The following is a 17,067-nucleotide window of genomic DNA, read 5'->3' as shown; positions in this document are numbered from 1 at the left end:
GGTCGCGCTGATTGACAGGTGCTGCTCGTCGTGTGAACTGCACCGCTCATCGGCTCGTCGCCGGGGTCGGGCCCTCAACGGAGTTATCCTCGGTTCCTAGACCCGAGGAGCGTGGTTGAGCCAGGACACCGAACCCGCCCAGACGTCGCAGCCCGTGCCCGCACGGCCGCCGTCGGCGACGAGGCGCGTGCGCGCGCGGCTGGCACGTCGGATCACCGCCCAGCGCGCCGCGCCGGTCAAGCAGGTGCTCGAACCGCTGGCCGCCGTCCACCGCGACCTGCACCCGAAGGCCGACCTGGCGCTGCTCCAGCACGCCTACGACGTGGCGGAGGAGAAGCACCGCCCGCAGCGGCGCAAGTCCGGCGACCCCTACATCACGCACCCGCTCGCCGTGGCGACGATCCTGGCCGAGCTGGGCATGGACACCACCACGCTGGTCGCCGCCCTCCTGCACGACACGGTGGAGGACACCGACTACTCGCTGGACCAGCTGCGGGTCGACTTCGGCACCGAGGTCTCGCTCCTCGTGGACGGCGTCACCAAGCTCGACAAGGTCAAGCTCGGCGCGGCGGCCGAGGCGGAGACCATCCGCAAGATGGTCATCGCCATGGCCAAGGACCCCCGGGTGCTGGTCATCAAGCTCGCCGACCGGCTGCACAACATGCGCACCATGCGGTTCCTCCCGCCGGAGAAGCAGGCCCGCAAGGCGCGCGAGACGCTGGAGGTGCTGGCGCCGCTGGCGCACCGCCTCGGCATGGCGACGGTGAAGTGGGAGCTCGAGGACCTGGCGTTCGCGATCCTCCAGCCGAAGAAGTACGACGAGATCGTGCGCCTGGTGGCCAACCGCGCGCCGTCGCGCGACACGTACCTGGGCGGGGTGATCACCGAGCTGTCCCAGCAGATGGCGGCGGCCCAGATCACGGCCAAGGTCGAGGGCAGGCCCAAGCACTACTACTCGATCCACCAGAAGATGATCGTGCGCGGTCGGGACTTCGACGACATCCACGACCTGGTGGGCGTGCGCATCCAGGTGGACGAGGTCCGCGACTGCTACGCGGCGATGGGTGTCGTGCACGCGCTGTGGCAGCCGATGCCGGGCCGGTTCAAGGACTACATCGCGCAGCCCCGGTTCGGGGTGTACCAGTCGTTGCACACGACGGTCATCGGACCGGACGGCAAGCCGCTGGAAGTGCAGATCCGCACCTACGACATGCACCGGACCGCCGAGTACGGCATCGCGGCGCACTGGCGGTACAAGGAGACGCGCGGCACGCACAGCGGCAAGGGCGTCGAGGTCGACGAGATGGCCTGGATGCGCCAACTGCTCGACTGGCAGCGCGAGGCCGCCGACCCCGGCGAGTTCCTGGAGTCGCTGCGGTTCGACCTGGCCGCGCGGGAGATCTTCGTCTTCACGCCGAAGGGCGACGTGGTGACGTTGCCGACCGGGTCCACGCCGGTCGACTTCGCGTACGCCGTGCACACCGAGGTGGGTCACCGGTGCATCGGCGCGCGGGTGAACGGTCGGCTCGTCGCGCTGGAGCGCAAGCTCGAGAACGGCGAGGTCATCGAGATCTTCACCTCGAAGGCGGAGGGCGCGGGCCCGTCCCGCGACTGGCTGTCGTTCGCGGCCTCGCCCAGGGCCAAGGCGAAGATCAAGCAGTGGTTCGCGAAGGAGCGCAAGGAAGAGGCCATCGAGGTCGGCAAGGACGCCATCGCGAAGGAGGTCCGACGCGTCGGGCTCCCGTTGCAGAGGCTGGTGTCGGCCGACTCGATGGGCGCGCTGTCGAAGGAGCTGCACTACCCCGACGTGTCGGCGCTGTACGCGGCCGTGGGGGAGGGGCACACGTCCGCGCGGCACGTCGTGCAGCGGCTGGTGGCGCAGCTCGGCGGGGTGGAGCACGCCGAGGAAGAGCTGGCGGAGCGGTCGACGCCGTCCACGGTGGCGCGGCGGCGGGTCACCGGCGACGCGGGTGTCGTCGTCAAGGACGCGGCCGACGTCTGGGTCAAGCTGGCGCGCTGCTGCACGCCCGTGCCGGGTGACGACATCCTCGGCTTCGTGACCCGCGGTGGCGGCGTGTCGGTGCACCGGACGGACTGCACCAACGCGGACGAGCTGCTCAAGACGCCCGAGCGGCTGCTGGACGTCGAGTGGGCGCCGTCGTCGTCCTCGGTGTTCCTGGTGGCGATCCAGGTGGAGGCGCTGGACCGGCACCGGCTGCTGTCGGACGTGACGAAGGTGCTCGCCGACGAGAAGGTCAACATCCTGTCGGCGTCGGTGACGACGTCGCGGGACCGGGTCGCGGTGTCGCGGTTCTCGTTCGAGATGGGCGACCCGAAGCACCTCGGTCACGTGCTGAAGGCGGTTCGCAGCGTGGAGGGCGTGTACGACGTGTACCGGGTGACGTCGGCGTCGTGACCGGGTGACGTCGGCGTTCTGACCGGCCGACCGCGCCTACGCGTCCGACGCGTCCGACGCGCGGGGCTCGTCCACGGCCAAGGGCTCCTTCTCGGCCTTGGCCGCCAGGAGCAGCACCAGCAGGCCCAGCACGACGGTCGTCACCCCGAGCGCGACCTGGACCCCGGTGATGGCCGACAGCCCTCCGACCGCGGGCCGCATGAGCGCCATCCCGACGTAGCTCGCCCCGATCACCTTCGCCTGGTCCTTGACCGAACCCCGCCCGGCCGCGCTCAGCGCCAACGGGTGGGCGGGTTGCAGGCCCAGCCCGGCCATGGCCAGGCCGATCGCGACGACCGTCACCGAGTCCGACCACGTCGCGGCCACCATGCCGACGATCCCGACGGCCGCCGTGACCCGCAGGACGACCGTCGCGCCGTAGCGGTCGGCCAGCGGACCACAGACGAAGAGGATGACGGTGGCGCCGGCGATGAAGGTGACGTTCCCGATCCCGTACATCGTCGGCGGGGCGCCCAGTTCGCGGAACACCAGGCTCGCCCAGTCCATCACCGCGAGCTGCATGCCCAAGCCGGCGGCGGCCAGCACGCACAACGCCGTGACGGGCACCTTCCGGCTCGGAGCGGCGTTGCGCACCGGGGTTCGCCGGGGCGCGGGCAGGTACCGCCACACCGCGAGGACGATGAAGCACCCCGCGAGCCCCACCGCGATGGCGTACGGGCCGACGCCGGTCCGCCCGGCGGTCGCCGCACCCGCGCTCGCGCCGAGCAGCGAGCCCAGCGCGGCGGGGATGTCGAGGAAGGTGATCAGCGTGCGGCCGGTCTGCTTCTCGGCGTCGGTGGCGGAGCGGGCCATGCCGAGGTCCAGCAAGGCGTTGACCGCCCCGCTGGCCAGGAAGGCCGCGAACAGCATCGTCCACGAGCCGGCCAGGCCGATCAGCGGCGTCAGCACGCAGAACGACAGGGCTCCCAGCCGGGCGGCGGCCCGTGCGCCGTAGCGGTCCGCGAGGCGGGGCGCCAGCGTGAGGATGACCGCCGTCAGGCCGACCGCCTGGCCGAGGAGGGCCAGCGCCAGGCTCTCGGCGGACAGGCCGAGGGACGTCACGATCTCCGCGTAGCGGGGCGCGAGCGCCGCCGACAGCGCCGTGTTGACGAAGTACAGCCCGCCCAGCGCGATCATCGGCCACAGTGCGGATCGCTGCTTCACAGCCCCCTCCGGTGGCCGGCGCTCCTCACGATCGGGTTCGTCACCCGGTCGGCCGTGAAGCCGGGAGACCTCTCGGCGATGCCGGCCAGCTCCCCCTTGTGCTCCCGGATCTTCTCGAAGACCCGGTCCAGCCACACCGGGAAGTCGGGGTGCCGGAGGAACTTGTTGTGGATGAAGATCGCCCGGTCGTGCACGAGCGTCGAACCGGGGTAGGAGAGCTCCGCGCCGCCGACGCAGGTGCTCCACGCCGGGTCCTGGTGAGTGGGGGTGAAACCCGCTTCCGCCCAGATGCCCTCCGCGGTGAGCGCCAGCCGGAGGTCGTCCGGCGTCAGGCCCCACTCGTCCTCCAGCGCCTCGGTGCACAGCATGTAGAGGCAGAAGAAGGGCGGGTACTCGGCGTCGACCGGAGGCACCCACAGGACCGGTGTGGGGAACCGCCCGCGATCCCGCACCAGGTCGGTGATCACGCGCCGGTTCTCCCGCACCTGCAACCGGTAGTGCAGCGCTCGCAACCACTGGACGAGCATCAGCACCGCCGGCTGCTCGCCCATCCGCTGGTTGCCGGCCGGGACCGGTCCGAGGTCGGCGGCCGGGATCGGGTCGCCGCGCTCGGGCCCGTTGCCGCAATCGGTGTCCGCCCGGACGAGCGCCGCCAGGTACGGGTCCGAGGCCACGACCATCCCGCCCTCGCACGACGGGGTCGCCTTCCCCTCGCCGTGAGCCGAGATGGAGGCGGTCGGGGCCGGTCGGCCGTCGTAGCGGGCCGCGCCGCCCAACGCGTTGTCGTGGTGCACGGCGACGTCGTGCCGCTCGCCGAGTTCGACGATCTCCTCGATCGGGCCGAAGTTGCCGTACATGGTCGCGGGGACCACGGCCAGCACGCGGTCGGCGTGGCGGTCCAGGTAGTCGGCGACGACCTCGCTGTCCATCGTGGCGTCCGGCCGTGCGTCGATCGGCACCAGCGTCGGCGTGCGACCCAGTTCGGCCGCCACGCCCAACCGGACGCCGTGGTGGGCCGAGGCGTGGGTCAGGTCGGCGACGAGCACCTCGTCACGCCCGTCGGCCCACTCCAGGCCACGTCGGCGCAGTTGTGCGCGGAGGCCACTGGCGATCGCCAGCGTGCCGTTGGGCTGGCCGACGCCGTAGCGGTACCCCGTGGTGTCGGCCACCACCTGCTCGAGGATTGCCCGCCACTTCGCCGGGACGTGGCTGAACCCCACCCACTGGCCGCTGTCGGTGACCTCGGTGAGCGCCGCCGTCTCGATCAGTCCGGACAGGGGCCAGATCGGGGCGTCCTCCGCTGTGACGACCGGGTCGCCGCCGAGGGCTGCCGGCATCGTGCTCATGACTCCACTCCTGTCTGTGCGTTGTGGGCGGACTTCGCGTTGGGGACGGACTTCAAGAGCCCGCGATGGGCAGCCGCTCCTCGACCGGGCCGCCGATCGCGATCGACTCGCCGGACCGCGCCGACACCAGGGCCAGGTCCACCATGCGCTGGAGCGTGACGGCTTCGTCCGCGGTGACGACCGCGGTGCTGAGCCCCAGCGCGGAGTCCCTGAAGTTGGCCAGCTGGTCGCGGATCGCCTCGCGGACCAGTCTCGGCCGTGCGCGGGCGAGCGGCGCGGCGGAGCCGTGGAACCGGGGGAGCAGGTCCGGCGCCATGGCGGTCTGGTGCGTCGGCATGGGCAGCCGCAGTCGTCCGAGCGGCCCTTCCACCTCCAGGTGGGTTTCCTCTCCGACGAGGGTGTGGGACGCGTACGCCACCGCGACGGTCGCGGTGGACCCGTTGCCCATCCGAACGGTCAGCGAGGCGTTGTCGGTCGCGTCCCGGTCCGGTTCCGGCGGCACGTGGTTCCAGGTCGTGGCCTCGACCGCGACGGGGTCCGGGCAGTTCATCAGGTACCAGGAGAGGTCGAGCACGTGCACACCCAGGTCGGTCAGGGCGCCTCCCGCGCTCTCCCGGAATCCGGCCGGGCTCCACTGCGGGAAGCCCCGGCGGCGCAGCCACCTGCCGGTGATCCTGAGTGGCTGACCGACCGCCCGGACGATTCCCACGCAGTCCCGGAAGACGTGCCGGTACAGCAGTCCGTAGGTGAGGACCAGTCCTCGCTCGTCGGCCGCCTCCGCCATCCGGGCGGCTTCTGCCACGTTGGTCGCGGGTGGTTTTTCGCACATGACGTGCTTGCCCGCCTGAAGGGCTTCCAGGGTGAGCGCGCAGTGCGACGCCGGCCAGGTGCAGATGCTGACGACGTCCACCGCGTCGAGCAGTTCGCGAAGTCCGAGTTGCCTGATGCCGAAGGTCGCGCACATCCGCTCGGCGCGCGGGGCGTCCCGATCGTGTGCCGCGACCAGTTCCACTCCCGGTATTTCCTGGTACGCGGACGCGTGGTTGTGCGCCATCTGCCCGCATCCAATGATTCCGGCTTTGAGTTTCTTCACGGCTGGCGTCCCGATCCTATCGAGTCGGCGAGTGTGCTATTCGTTTCGCGTGTTCGTGGACCTTCCGCACCGCGACGGCGTACGACTCGACGAAGTCGTCGCTCAACGCGGCGGCGTGTTCGATGACCAGGACCGACTCGTACAGGCGTGCCGCCACGGGGCAGTCGTACCGGCTCGGGTCGAGTTCGTCGGTCCCGTGCACGGTCCCGATCAGCGGGTCTTCCGCCGGTTGGTACAGGCGCGAGCGGTTCAACGGTTCGTAGACCCGTGACACCTCGACGTCCAGCTCGGCCGTGAGGGCCTGCGCCAGCAGGTCCGGGGACAGGCCGCCCCACTGTTCGCGGGGGTAGCGGGCGGCCCACTTGTAGGTCGGGGCGACGACGTCCGGCTGAGCCGGGAACGGGTCGACCCCGGGCAGGCTCGTCGCGAGGTCGTCGAGTCGGCGCCAGACCTCGGTCCGCGCCGCCTGGCGCGTCTCGAACTCGTCGAGCTGCGCTCGCGCGAGAGCCGCGGACAGGCCGGGCAGCCGGTCGTTGCCGGCGGGGATCCCGATGGCGTCACCGCAGGGCCGGCCGCAGTTCGCCAGCGAGCAGAGCTGCTCCGCGAGCAGGCCGTCCCGCGTGGTGATCATGCCGCCTTCGCCGCAGGTGAGCGTCTTGCTGGCCTGGAGGCTGAAGGTGCCGGCCGTGCCGATGGCGCCGACGGGCTCACCCCGGTAGCGCGCACCGTGCGCGTGCGCGCAGTCCTCGATCAACGCGATCCCGCGCTCGTCGGCGATGCGCTTCAGCTCCCCGAGGTCGGCGACCCGGTTGTACAGGTGCACCGCGATGATCGCGAACGTCCTGTCGTCGACGAGCGCCTCGACCGAGGACGGGTCCAGGCAGAGGGTCTGCTCGTCGACGTCGGCCAAGCGCGGCACGAAGCCCTTCTCGAGCGCGGCGGTCGCCGTGGCGCTCCACGTCAGGGCGGGGACGATCACGTTGTCCCCGACTACCGGCTTCCTCAGCCCGAGCCGTCGCGCGTGAGCGGAGATCGCGGTCAGCGCCAGCGCGATCGCCCTGGTCCCGTTGCTCACGGGGATGCTGTGGAAGTCGTTCGCGCCATTGCCGTGGACCTGGGTGAATTCCCGGGAGAGGGCCTCCTGCTCCGCGCCCAGCGACCCGACGGGCAGCAGGAGCGGCTCGGCTTCGCACGGCGCGCTGAGCGCCTGGGACGCGGGTTGGAAATCCGCCGCCCGCAAGTAGGAGTCGACGCGCGACCGGTCCGCACCGGTGATTATCGGCGTGCGCGTGGCCGATCCCGGATCGCGGACCGGGGGTCCGCCGAGGGCGACCGGGAGTTCGTCAAGATTTCTCATGGTCAGTCCCGGAGGTCGGAATTTCTGCCAAGGTGCGCCGGCGCGCCGATCACTTGGTCGGCATTCACGCCGGGCGGGCTGTCCGAATTGGACGCAGAGGTGATCTTCGGTCCCCAGACCTCGTCCTTGGCTTCATGACGAGACAGTGTTTCCCCGCTCCCGAACGGCACAAACGCCACTGCGGGATTCGTTTCTGCCCGGTCCGCTTGGAATACGCGAAACGCGCTGATCAATTCCCGCGCGATCACCGTCATTTCACGTCGCCTGGTATGGAGAAAATGTCCTGCCCGGACGCACGAAGCGCCCGCGGCCCGATCCTCCTTCAAGGACCGGGCCGCGGGCGCGTCAGCGAAACGTAAGGGGCCGGTGGGACCATCCGAGGATGTCGGCCTCACCGGGGCCGACGGGGAAGACGAAGGGGCCCGCTACTCCTCTCCCGAGTAGCGGGCCCCTTCGTGTCCGGGTGGCTGCCGTCGCAGGGGTTAAGCGACCGCGACCGACTCGAACTTGACTTCCTTGTTCGGCTTGCCGCCGCCGGGGCTCGGGTCGAACGCGCCGTCGTGGCCCGCGCGGGCCACCTCGTCGATCAACTTGAGACCGGCCTCGTCGAGGCTGCCGAAGACGGTGTAGTCGGGCGACAGCTGGGCATCGCCGTAGACGATGAAGAACTGGCTGCCGTTGGTGCCCTTCTGCGTCGCCTGGTCGAGGCCGGCGTTCGCCATGGCCAGGTAGCCGCGGCCGTAGGTCAGCTCCGGCCACGTCTCGTTGTCGAACGTGTAGCCGGGGCCGCCGGTGCCGGTGCCCGTCGGGTCGCCGCACTGCAGCATCTGCAGGCCCTCGGTGCCGATGCGGTGGCACGTGCTGCCGTCGTAGTAGCCCTGCTTGACCAGGCTGACGAAGCTGTTCACGGCGCACGGCGCCAGGGCGCGGTCCAGGGTCAGCTTCAGCTCGCCGATGTTGGCCTTGATGGTGGCGGTGGCGGTGCCGGTCGCGGGGGCGCTCGCCTCGGGGGCCTTGGTGCCCTCCTTGGACGCGGGCTCCGTCGACGGCCGGTACTCGCACGTGGCCGGGTCCGCGATGGGCGTCGGGCGCGTGGGCAGCGCCTTCACCTCGGTCGGGATCTCGATCGGGGCCGGGGTGGTCGAGCTGGCGGCGGCGTCGTCGCCGGTGCTGCTGAAGTCGGTCGTGGCGAGGAAGTACACACCGCCCGCGATGACGACGACGGTGACCGCCGTCGCGACGACCGCGATCACCCGGCGCCGCTTCGCGCGCTCCGCCCTGCGGACGAGCTGGCGTTCCAGCTTCCGCTTGGCCTGCTCGCGGCGCTGCACGTTGGTCGGCACCTGCAACCTCCCTGATCTCTGCGTCGACGGCGACGATCGGTCAGCAGTCTAGGGGGCGGGTATGTGACTGGTGTATGCCGGATAGGCTGCTCGGCGTGGTCCACAGCGATCCGTTGTCGATCCGTTGCCGTCGAGAGGTGATCCCGTGCTGGTGATCGGGTTCCCGACCGGCGCTCTGATGGCCAACTGCTTCGTGCTGGCCACGGGCGCGGGCGGGCCGTGCGTGGTGGTCGATCCGGGCCAGGGCGCGGCCGAGCGGGTCGCCGAGGCGTTGCGCGAGCACCGGCTCTCCCCGGTCGCCGTGCTGCTCACGCACGGGCACTTCGACCACACGTTCTCCGTCGCGCCCGTCTGCGACGGCAACGACATCCCCGCGTGGATCCACCCCGACGACCGCGAGATGCTGGCCGACCCGCTCAAGGGCATCAGCGCGCAGTCGCGGGCCTCCTTCGGCGGCAACCTGGAGATGCGGGAGCCGCGCGAGGTGCGCGAGCTGACCGACGGCGCCGAGCTGGACCTGGCCGGCCTCCGGCTGACCGTCGACCACACACCCGGCCATACCGGCGGGTCGGTGATGTTCCGGACCGGCACCGAGGAGGGCGGACGGCTCGTGCTGTCCGGCGACACCCTCTTCGCGGGCTCCATCGGACGCACCGACCTGCCGGGCGGCAACCACCGCGAGATCCTGACGTCGCTGCGCACGAAGGTGCTGACGTTGGCCGACGACACGGTGGTCCTGCCCGGCCACGGACCGACGACGACCATCGGTCGCGAGCGCGTGAGCAACCCGTTCCTGCTGGAACTGGCCTCACCGGGCGCGCCGGCCGCACCGCACCGAGGACTGTAGAGACCCGTGACGACCCCCTTCGCCGCGCCCAAGGGCGTTCCCGACTACTTCCCGCCCACCTCGGCGTCGTTCCTGGCGGTGCGCGACACGTTGGTGGAGTCGGCGCGCCGCGCCGGCTACGGCTACATCGAGCTGCCCGTCTTCGAGGACACCGCGTTGTTCGCGCGGGGCGTCGGCGAGTCGACCGACGTGGTCAGCAAGGAGATGTACACGTTCACCGACCGCGGCGGGCGGTCCATCACGCTGCGGCCCGAGGGCACGGCGGGCGTCATGCGGGCCGTCATCGAGCACGGCCTCGACCGGGGCCAGTTGCCCGTGAAGCTCGCGTACGCGGGCCAGTTCTTCCGCGCCGAACAGCCGCAGGCAGGTCGTTACCGCCAGTTCCACCAGGTCGGCGTGGAGGCGGTCGGCGTCGACGACCCGGCCCTGGACGCCGAGGTCATCGCCATCGCCGACGCCGGCTTCCGGGCGCTGGGCCTGACCGGCTTCCGCCTCGAACTGACGTCACTCGGCGACTCCACGTGCCGCCCGCAGTACCGGGAGAAGCTCCAGGCCTTCCTCGCCGAGCTGCCCCTGGACGACGAGACCCGCCGACGCGCCGAGCTGAACCCGCTGCGCGTGCTGGACGACAAGCGCCCCGAGGTCCGCGAACTCGTCGCCGACGCGCCCCTCATGGTGGACAACCTCTCCGCCGAGTCCCTCGCCCACTACGAGCAGGTCAAGGGCTACCTCAACGAGCTGGGCGTGAAGTTCGTGGAGAACCCGCGGATGGTCCGCGGCCTCGACTACTACACGAAGACGACCTTCGAGTTCGTGCACGACGGCCTGGGCGCCCAATCCGGCATCGGCGGCGGCGGTCGCTACGACGGCCTCATGGAACAACTCGGCGGCCAACCGCTGTCCGGCGTCGGCTTCGGCCTCGGCGTCGACCGCGCGCTGCTCGCCTGCCAGGTGGAGGGCGTCACGCCGGGCGACCAGACCCGCTGCGACGTCTACGGCGTGCCGCTGGGCGAGGCCGCGAAGTCCCGCCTGGTCGCCCTCTCCGCTCCTTTGCGCGCCGCCGGTGTGCGGTTCGACCTGTCCTATGGTGGCAAGGGCCTCAAGGGCGCGATGAAGGGCGCCGACCGCTCGGGCGCGCGCTTCGCCCTCGTCCTGGGCGAGCGCGACATCGAGGCCGGTGTCGTGCAGGTGAAGGAGTTGTCGTCGGGCGACCAGCGCGAGGTGCCGCTGGCGGACGTGGTGATCTCAGTGCTGGAGGCGTTGGGCCGGTGAGCGAGCGGATTGCCCTTGACCTGCTTGACCCGAAGTCGGTGCGCAAACGCGCGCGGACGGTGGCCATCGGCGCGCTGATCGTCGCCGCCGCGTTCGGCGGGTTGCTCGGGCTGCTCGCCGGCCGGACCGCCGGGCTCGTCGCGGCGGCCGTCTTCGCCGTCCCCCTCCTGCTGCTGGCCTGGTCGGAAGCCAGGAGACGGGTGTGGCTGGAGGGCCACGTCCTCTCCGTCCGCGCCTTCGGCACGCGTTCGGTCGACCTGCACACCGCCGACCAGTTGGACCTGCTGGTGACCGACGTCCGAGGCGCCCGCACCGTCGGCCTCTTCGTCCGCGGCGGCGGCAAGGCGATCAACCTCGCGCTGGCCATCTACGCCGGGACGGGCGGCCGCGAACAGGGCGTCCTCCCACTGCGCAAGCTGGCCGACGTGCTGGCCGGCCGAGGCGACCCCCCTGGCCTCGTCTTCTCCGAACTCCTGGTCGCCCAACTGCGCGCCGAGGCCCGGGGCCTGGCCGCCGCCGACCGCCCGCTCTACCAACTGGGCTCCAAAGCCCCGACCGGCCGCCTCGCCCAGAAGCTGAACCCGGAAGCCATCTCCCGCTTCGTCTCCACCCTCGACCAACCCTGACACCACCACCACACGTCCACTGGCACGCCTTGCCCCCAAAGGAGGGCTTCGTGTCATCCCGCCGACCTGGCTCCGCCCTACCGCGCGTGTCAAGGGGGGCGCTGTCTCACCTATACCCGCACCGTCCACTGATGTCGCCCCCCTTGATACGTGTGGTAGCCCGTAGGGAGGTCGGTGGGATGACACGAAACCCGACCAACAACGGACCCGCCGCCGAACCACCCACCGGCCCGTCATCCTGCTGATCTGCCCGTCCGGCGAGGACTCTTTAAAGCACCTACTCCACCCTGCCCATCCACCCTGCCCGCCCATCCACCCTGCCCATCCGCCTTAATCGTCGGGCAATCCCCACGTGCCCTTGGGCGGCGCGGGGGACTGGGTGGCCGTCGCGTCGGTCGTCGCCGGCGCGCCGCCGATGAACCGGATCAGCGAGTCGTCGTGCTCGACCCGCCCCGGGAACGGGTCACCGGCCGTCAGCCGGGTCAACGCCGCCACCGGCAGCTCGACGTGCGACCCGACCAGCACGAAGTTGCCGAACCGCCTGCCCTTGAACACCGCCGGCTCCGCCAGCACGCACACGTGCGGGAACACCGCGCGGACCGTCGCGGCCTGGGCCCTGGCGAACGCCAGCTTCCCGCCGTCACCGATGTTGGCCGCGTAGACGCCACCGGCCCGCAGCGCCCGCGACGCCAACGCCACGAACTCCACCGACGTCAGGTGCGCGGGCGTCCGCGACCCGGCGAACACGTCCGTCACCACCAGGTCGAACGCCGCCTCGGGCGCCTTCTCCAGCACCGCCCGCGCGTCGCCGTTGCGGATCCGCAGCCGCCAGTTCCGGTCCAACGGCAGCACGCCCCGCACCAGGTCGACCAACGCCGCGTCGATCTCCACCACCTGCTGGCTGGACCGCGGTCGGGTCACCGCGATGTACCGGGGCAACGTGAGCGCGCCGCCGCCCAGGTGCAGCGCCCGGATCGGCTCGCTGCCCGGCGCGACCAGGTCGGCGACGTGGCCGAGCCGCCGCAGGTACTCGAACTCCAGGTGCCCGGGGTCGTCCAGGTCCACGTGGGACTGCGGCGTGCCGTTCAGGCGCAGCATCCACGCCCTCGGCACGTCCGGGTCCGGGATCAGTTCCGCGATGCCCGAGTCGACCTCACGGCTGATGGTCTCGTCGGCTTTCCGGATCCGTCCCACCCGACGATTATCCCGGTAGCGACTGCGTGCGGCGCTTGCGGTCCGGCAGGCGGTCGACCAGCCTGCCCAGGCGCTCGGTCGTGCCCTGCAACGGCCCGAGCGCGGCGGCCAGCACGCGGATCGACTCGTCCAGCTGCCCGGTGTTGCCGGCCAACGTGGCGATCCGGGGCTCCAGCTCCGTCAGCTGCCGCTGCACCGCCTCCAGCTGGTGCAACGCCTCGGGCATCTCGTTGGCCAGGAACGTGGCGAGCTGCTCCAGCCGTTCCAGCGTGCCCCGCAGCTCCGCGACCTGCGGCAACGCCTGCGCCAGCGGCGTCAGCTTCTCCAGCGCGTCGGCGATCCGCGGCAACGCGAGCACGCCCGACACCAGCCCGGTGGCGACACGGGCGGTGAGACCCAACACGGTCCGCAGCATGGCGGTACGGTAACCGGATCCTCGTTCTCTCGCCTCGCTCACTCGAAGCTCACTCGAACATGAGCACCGGTTTGAGCACCCGGTGCGCGAGCGCGGCTTGTGCCGCGTCCTCGATTTCCTCGAACGCGAACGGCGTGGTGAGACGTTCCACTGGTAGTTGCCCGCCCCGGTGGAACTCGACGAGCTTTGGCAGGAATTCCTGCGCCACGGCGTCGCCCTCGATGACGCCTTGCGCGCTGATGCCACGGGACTGCAGCCGCGTGATGTCGAGCGACAGGTCGGTGCCCGCTCCGACGAGCGCGACCCGCCCGGTGGAGCGCAGCATGGCGATCGCCTGGCGCACCGCGTCGGAGCGGCCGGTGGTGTCGACGGCACAGTGCGCACCGCCGGAGGTCAGCTCCTCGACCGTGGTGACGAGGTTCGTCTCGGTCGGGTCGAACGCCGCGGTGGCGCCGAGTTCCAGGGCCAGGCCGCGGCGGGTGGGCGATGGTTCCACGACGATGATCGGAGAGCACCCCGCGATGCGGGCACCCATGACCGCGGACATGCCGACGCTGCCCGCGCCGAACACCAAGACCGCTGTGCCCGGTTGTGCTCGGAGAACGTTCAACACGGTGCCGACGCCGGTCTGCACGCTGCACCCCAACGGGGCCGCGACGAGCGGCGGCAGATCCGGCGGCACGCGGACGACCGTGCGTTCGTGAACGATCGCATGCGTCGCGAAGCTGGACTGGCCGAAGTACCCGGCGTGGACGACTTCGCCGAGGCGGGAGAGCGGCGACGAGCCGTCGCTACGGCCTCCGGAGGAGTTCAGCAGGCCCAGTGAGCCGCAGTAGGCGGGATGCCCGTTGAGGCATGAGTGGCACTCCCCGCAACTGTTGTACGACAAGCACACGGTGTCGCCGACCTCCACGTGCGACACCGCAGTCCCGACTGCTTCGACGGATCCCGTCCCCTCGTGACCGAAGACCATCGGCAGCAGGTGTCCTGGCCACGTGTCCCGGTTGCGCAGATCCGTGTGGCAGATCCCGACCGCGCTCATGCGCACCAGGACTTCACGGGGTCTAGGCGGTTCGAGGTCGACTTCACGAAGCCGAAAAGGACCGCCCTTGGTGTGCACGATTGCCGCAACGACTCGCATGGGACCTCCGCGGTCAGCTCGTCATGACTTCGGAGACTACGTCGCGTCCGCCGTGGCGAGTCCGCAACAAGAGTGCTCACGTGACCGCCACATTTTTGCGGTCTCCGGTATCGGCTGTGGCCGGGGACGGCCCTCCGCCCACCACCCCGATCGGAGGGGATAGCATTCGCGCCATGGCGGAGCGGAGCGTCCGTGCACTACCGTTGCCATGCCTCGTACCAATTCAATCATCGGAGAACTCCACCATGACTGAACGAGTTCGACTCGGTCTGCACGAGCACTTCAGCGGTCACCGCTACAACGTTCTCGGATTCGGGCACTACGTCGTCGGCGATGGTGTCGAGGAGAACGTGGGTGACGAAGTCGTCGTCTATCACGCGACGTTCACGTCGGCCGCCTATGGGGAGCAGCACACGTGGGTGAGGCCGGTCGACAACTTCGTCGAAGAGGTCGAGGTCGATGGGACTCGGGTGCCGAGGTTCCGTTTCGTCGGAGAGGAGGGGGACACGACTGGTCAGGTTGAGCAGTAGGAGTCACCGCGTACTGCTGGTGAACCGATACGGAGCGCTAAAGTCCATCGGTTGGCTCATCGGCGAGAAGCGTGCTGTCGACGACCGCCTCGAGGCTCGTGGTCCGATGGTGTACGGCTCGTTGGCGATGAGCGCCACCACCCAAGTGACGAAGCCTGCGCACGAGAGAGGTGACGGTGCGCCAGTCGCCATTCTCCTCGAGGTGTGGGCGTAGTCGACTGACCAGTCGCTCTACCGCTTCTACGTTCGTGACAAGTGCGGGATCGGTTCGCGCGCAGGTATCGGACAAGCCGTTGCGAGCGGCAGCCCAGAGAGCCGCGCGGATGTACGTGTCATCGTGTGCTGGAAACGGGTCTTCACGTTGCGTGGCCATTACTGCTTCGCACACCAAGGCCCGGATGACGACGACGAGGAGGAGGGTGTCCGCCACAGTGGGTTGGGTGTCGGCGACCCGCACCTCGACTGTCGGGAATCGCCGTGACGGTCGAGCCAGCCAGTAGATCCCGGATTCCTCCGAGGCGAGGCCGTACCTGTGCAGGCGTTCAACCTCGTCGTGGTACTGGGCACTGTCGAGGAGGCGTGGCGGTGCTGTGACGGTCGGCCACCGCGAGCTCAGCACTGCCCGCCAGCTGTCGTGTCCGGTGTCCATTCCCGCGTGGAACGGAGAGTTGGCGCTGATCGCGAGCAAGATGGCCAGGCTCGGTCGGAGGCGGGTGCACACCCGGACGGCGAGGTCGAGGTCGGCCACGCCCACGTGAACGTGCAGCCCGCAGGTGCCCTGTTCGTCGAGCAGCGCACCGAAGTGGTCCGCCATCCGCTCGTAGCGGCCCCCCTTCCGGACCGGAGGCGGGGGTGTGGTGCCCAGTGCCGGTGTGCCCGTCGCGGCGAGTGCCAGACCGTGGTTCGCCGCGAGTCTCCCGGCGAGTGCGCGTTGGCGGCGCAACGACAGCGCGATCTCGGGCACCGTCCGGCATACCGGGGTGACCACTTCGAACTGCATCGGCGTGAGTTCCGCCGCGGCCGAGAGGCCTACCGTTCCGGCATCGTCGACCAGTGCGTCTGCTCGTGCGACCGGCAACCGGGTAGCAGGGTCGATGACGAAGAACTCCTCTTCTACGCCTAGCGTTTCGCCTGGCCGCGGGGCTCCGTCTGCGGAACGCACCGTTCAGGTCACCCCTCGTCGCTCGGCGTTGTGCGGCGGGAGCGCCCAGAGCCGGGACGCGGCGTCGGCCAGCGTGGCGTCGCTGCGGTTGAACGCCACCCGCGCGAAGCGATGACCGGCGGGATTGTCGTCGGCGGTGAATGCGCTGCCGGGGAGCAGGAGCACCCCCACCCGGTCCGCCAGGAATCCGCAGAACTGCTCGGCGTTGCGGAACCCGTCGGGAACGGCAACCGTGAAGTAGAAGCCGCCTTGCGGCGTGGCGCAGGCGAATCCGGTGTCTCGGAAGACCTGGAGCGCCAAGTCGCGCGCGCGTTGCAGTTCGCTCCCACCCACCGCCTCCGCGGACAGGGTCAACGCGTGTTGGAAGGGTGCTGGTGCCCCGCCTGTCAGCACCTCGTGCACCGCCCTTATCCGACTCGCGACCACCGGAGCCGCACGCACGTAGCCGATTCGCCACCCGCTCACGGCGTGGCTCTTGGAGAAGCTGCCGATGCTGATCGTGTGTTCGCTGCGCGAGGTCAGGTCGGACACGGAAGTGAACTCGGCCCCGTCGTACACGAAGTCGCGATAGACCTCGTCACAGACGAGCCAGATGCCGCGTTCGGCGCACCAGTCGGCCGCCGTTGACAGATCGGCGCGCGACAGCACCGACCCGGTGGGGTTGTGTGGACTGTTCACCAGCAGGACGCGGGTCCGCTCGTTCATCGCCGCACGGAGGCTGTCGAGGTCCAGTTTCCACTCCGGTGGTCGCAGGCGCACGAACCTCGGCCTGCCGCCGGTCAATGCCAGCGCGGCGGCGAAGTTGGGGTAGTGAGGATCGAGCAGCACCACTTCGTCATCGTCGTCCACCAGGGTCAGCAGTGTCGCTGCCAATGCTTCTGTGGCACCTACCGTCACGATGAACTCGTCGGCGGAATGAGGAGAACCTGTCAAGCGCTCGGAGAGCGCTATGCGCAACGATTCGTCACCCACCGGCGCCGCGTATTGGTTGTGATCACCCTGCAAGGCCTCGATCGCGGCGCGCACCACTGATTCAGCCGTTGGCGGGTGTCGGGGAGTGCCGAGCATGAGGTCGACGACGTCGCCGTTCGGATGGCTTGGCACCCAACGGCCCAAGCCTTT

General features: G+C 70.2%; 16 protein-coding genes. 5 read left to right on the top strand and 11 right to left on the bottom strand.

Annotated features, from left to right (window positions below):
* Positions 1-115: 115 nt before the first annotated feature.
* Positions 116-2,416: a RelA/SpoT family protein gene (locus tag ABTZ99_RS19800; RefSeq protein ID WP_498772404.1), complete on the top strand. Its 2,301-nt coding sequence runs from the start codon at positions 116-118 to the stop codon at positions 2,414-2,416.
* A 36-nt stretch (positions 2,417-2,452) separates the two neighbouring features.
* Here ABTZ99_RS19800 and ABTZ99_RS19795 read toward each other — a convergent pair whose 3' ends face one another.
* The 6 genes from ABTZ99_RS19795 to ABTZ99_RS19770 all read right to left on the bottom strand — a co-directional run bounded on the left by ABTZ99_RS19795 (position 2,453) and on the right by ABTZ99_RS19770 (position 8,758).
* Complete coding sequence (locus ABTZ99_RS19795; RefSeq protein WP_499612821.1) at positions 2,453-3,619, bottom strand: MFS transporter; 1,167 nt, start codon at positions 3,617-3,619, stop codon at positions 2,453-2,455.
* Positions 3,616-4,965: a DegT/DnrJ/EryC1/StrS family aminotransferase gene (locus tag ABTZ99_RS19790; protein WP_499612819.1), complete on the bottom strand. Its 1,350-nt coding sequence runs from the start codon at positions 4,963-4,965 to the stop codon at positions 3,616-3,618. The genes ABTZ99_RS19795 and ABTZ99_RS19790 overlap by 4 nt, the downstream gene beginning before the upstream one ends.
* Positions 4,966-5,017: 52 nt before the next feature.
* Positions 5,018-6,058: a Gfo/Idh/MocA family protein gene (locus tag ABTZ99_RS19785; protein WP_499612817.1), complete on the bottom strand. Its 1,041-nt coding sequence runs from the start codon at positions 6,056-6,058 to the stop codon at positions 5,018-5,020.
* 16 nt (positions 6,059-6,074) lie between these two features.
* Entirely contained in the window at positions 6,075-7,415 is a 1,341-nt protein-coding gene (locus tag ABTZ99_RS19780; RefSeq protein WP_499612815.1) for a DegT/DnrJ/EryC1/StrS family aminotransferase, read from the bottom strand.
* Positions 7,416-7,417: 2 nt separating this feature from the next.
* Positions 7,418-7,669, bottom strand: coding sequence for a hypothetical protein (locus tag ABTZ99_RS19775; protein WP_498772414.1), 252 nt, complete (start codon positions 7,667-7,669; stop codon positions 7,418-7,420).
* Between the two features lie 228 nt (positions 7,670-7,897).
* Positions 7,898-8,758 (bottom strand): peptidylprolyl isomerase, encoded by an 861-nt coding sequence (locus ABTZ99_RS19770; RefSeq protein ID WP_498772416.1) that lies wholly within the window; start codon positions 8,756-8,758, stop codon positions 7,898-7,900.
* Positions 8,759-8,903: 145 nt separating this feature from the next.
* Between ABTZ99_RS19770 and ABTZ99_RS19765 the strand changes: the two genes are divergently transcribed.
* Genes ABTZ99_RS19765 through ABTZ99_RS19755 form a run of 3 tightly spaced genes read left to right on the top strand, consistent with a single transcriptional unit; the run spans position 8,904 to position 11,503 of the window.
* On the top strand, positions 8,904-9,605 hold the full coding sequence (locus ABTZ99_RS19765) for an MBL fold metallo-hydrolase (RefSeq protein ID WP_499612813.1): 702 nt from the start codon (positions 8,904-8,906) through the stop codon (positions 9,603-9,605).
* A 6-nt stretch (positions 9,606-9,611) separates the two neighbouring features.
* Complete coding sequence (gene hisS, locus ABTZ99_RS19760; RefSeq protein ID WP_498772420.1) at positions 9,612-10,877, top strand: histidine--tRNA ligase; 1,266 nt, start codon at positions 9,612-9,614, stop codon at positions 10,875-10,877.
* Positions 10,874-11,503 carry a hypothetical protein gene (locus ABTZ99_RS19755; RefSeq protein ID WP_499612810.1) on the top strand — a complete coding sequence of 210 codons (630 nt, stop codon included), beginning with the start codon at positions 10,874-10,876 and terminating at the stop codon, positions 11,501-11,503. Before hisS ends, ABTZ99_RS19755 begins: the two co-directional genes overlap by 4 nt.
* A gap of 330 nt (positions 11,504-11,833) precedes the next feature.
* Here the strand turns inward: ABTZ99_RS19755 and ABTZ99_RS19750 are convergent, their stop codons facing one another.
* Genes ABTZ99_RS19750 through ABTZ99_RS19740 form a run of 3 tightly spaced genes read right to left on the bottom strand, consistent with a single transcriptional unit; the run spans position 11,834 to position 14,253 of the window.
* Complete coding sequence (locus ABTZ99_RS19750) at positions 11,834-12,697, bottom strand: spermidine synthase (RefSeq protein WP_499612808.1); 864 nt, start codon at positions 12,695-12,697, stop codon at positions 11,834-11,836.
* A 7-nt stretch (positions 12,698-12,704) separates the two neighbouring features.
* The gene (locus ABTZ99_RS19745) at positions 12,705-13,112 is read right to left on the bottom strand and encodes a hypothetical protein (protein ID WP_499612806.1); all 408 of its coding nucleotides are present in this window, start codon (positions 13,110-13,112) and stop codon (positions 12,705-12,707) included.
* A 49-nt stretch (positions 13,113-13,161) separates the two neighbouring features.
* Positions 13,162-14,253: an NAD(P)-dependent alcohol dehydrogenase gene (locus ABTZ99_RS19740; RefSeq protein ID WP_499612804.1), complete on the bottom strand. Its 1,092-nt coding sequence runs from the start codon at positions 14,251-14,253 to the stop codon at positions 13,162-13,164.
* Positions 14,254-14,498: 245 nt separating this feature from the next.
* Between ABTZ99_RS19740 and ABTZ99_RS19735 the strand changes: the two genes are divergently transcribed.
* The gene (locus ABTZ99_RS19735) at positions 14,499-14,783 is read left to right on the top strand and encodes a DUF1653 domain-containing protein (RefSeq protein ID WP_499612802.1); all 285 of its coding nucleotides are present in this window, start codon (positions 14,499-14,501) and stop codon (positions 14,781-14,783) included.
* Positions 14,784-14,820: 37 nt separating this feature from the next.
* Here the strand turns inward: ABTZ99_RS19735 and ABTZ99_RS19730 are convergent, their stop codons facing one another.
* Positions 14,821-15,945 carry a carboxylate-amine ligase gene (locus ABTZ99_RS19730; protein ID WP_499612800.1) on the bottom strand — a complete coding sequence of 375 codons (1,125 nt, stop codon included), beginning with the start codon at positions 15,943-15,945 and terminating at the stop codon, positions 14,821-14,823.
* A 3-nt stretch (positions 15,946-15,948) separates the two neighbouring features.
* Positions 15,949-17,061: a pyridoxal phosphate-dependent aminotransferase gene (locus tag ABTZ99_RS19725; protein WP_499612798.1), complete on the bottom strand. Its 1,113-nt coding sequence runs from the start codon at positions 17,059-17,061 to the stop codon at positions 15,949-15,951.
* Positions 17,062-17,067 lie beyond the last annotated feature (6 nt).

Origin of the sequence: Actinosynnema sp. NPDC002837, from assembly GCF_040295345.1 — a bacterium.
Lineage (GTDB): Bacteria > Actinomycetota > Actinomycetes > Mycobacteriales > Pseudonocardiaceae > Actinosynnema.
The sequence above is the reverse complement of the archived record's forward strand: the minus strand, read 5'-3'. Positions and strand labels throughout refer to the sequence as shown.

Bases quoted from the DNA above. Each gene is read 5' to 3' on its own strand.
- ABTZ99_RS19740 (WP_499612804.1), bottom strand. From the start codon at position 14,253: ATGCGAGTCGTTGCGGCAATCGTGCACACCAAGGGCGGTCCTTTTCGG.
- ABTZ99_RS19775 (WP_498772414.1), bottom strand. From the start codon at position 7,669: ATGACGGTGATCGCGCGGGAATTGATCAGCGCGTTTCGCGTATTCCAA.
- ABTZ99_RS19780 (WP_499612815.1), bottom strand. From the start codon at position 7,415: ATGAGAAATCTTGACGAACTCCCGGTCGCCCTCGGCGGACCCCCGGTC.
- ABTZ99_RS19790 (WP_499612819.1), bottom strand. From the start codon at position 4,965: ATGAGCACGATGCCGGCAGCCCTCGGCGGCGACCCGGTCGTCACAGCG.
- ABTZ99_RS19735 (WP_499612802.1), top strand. From the start codon at position 14,499: ATGACTGAACGAGTTCGACTCGGTCTGCACGAGCACTTCAGCGGTCAC.
- ABTZ99_RS19745 (WP_499612806.1), bottom strand. From the start codon at position 13,112: ATGCTGCGGACCGTGTTGGGTCTCACCGCCCGTGTCGCCACCGGGCTG.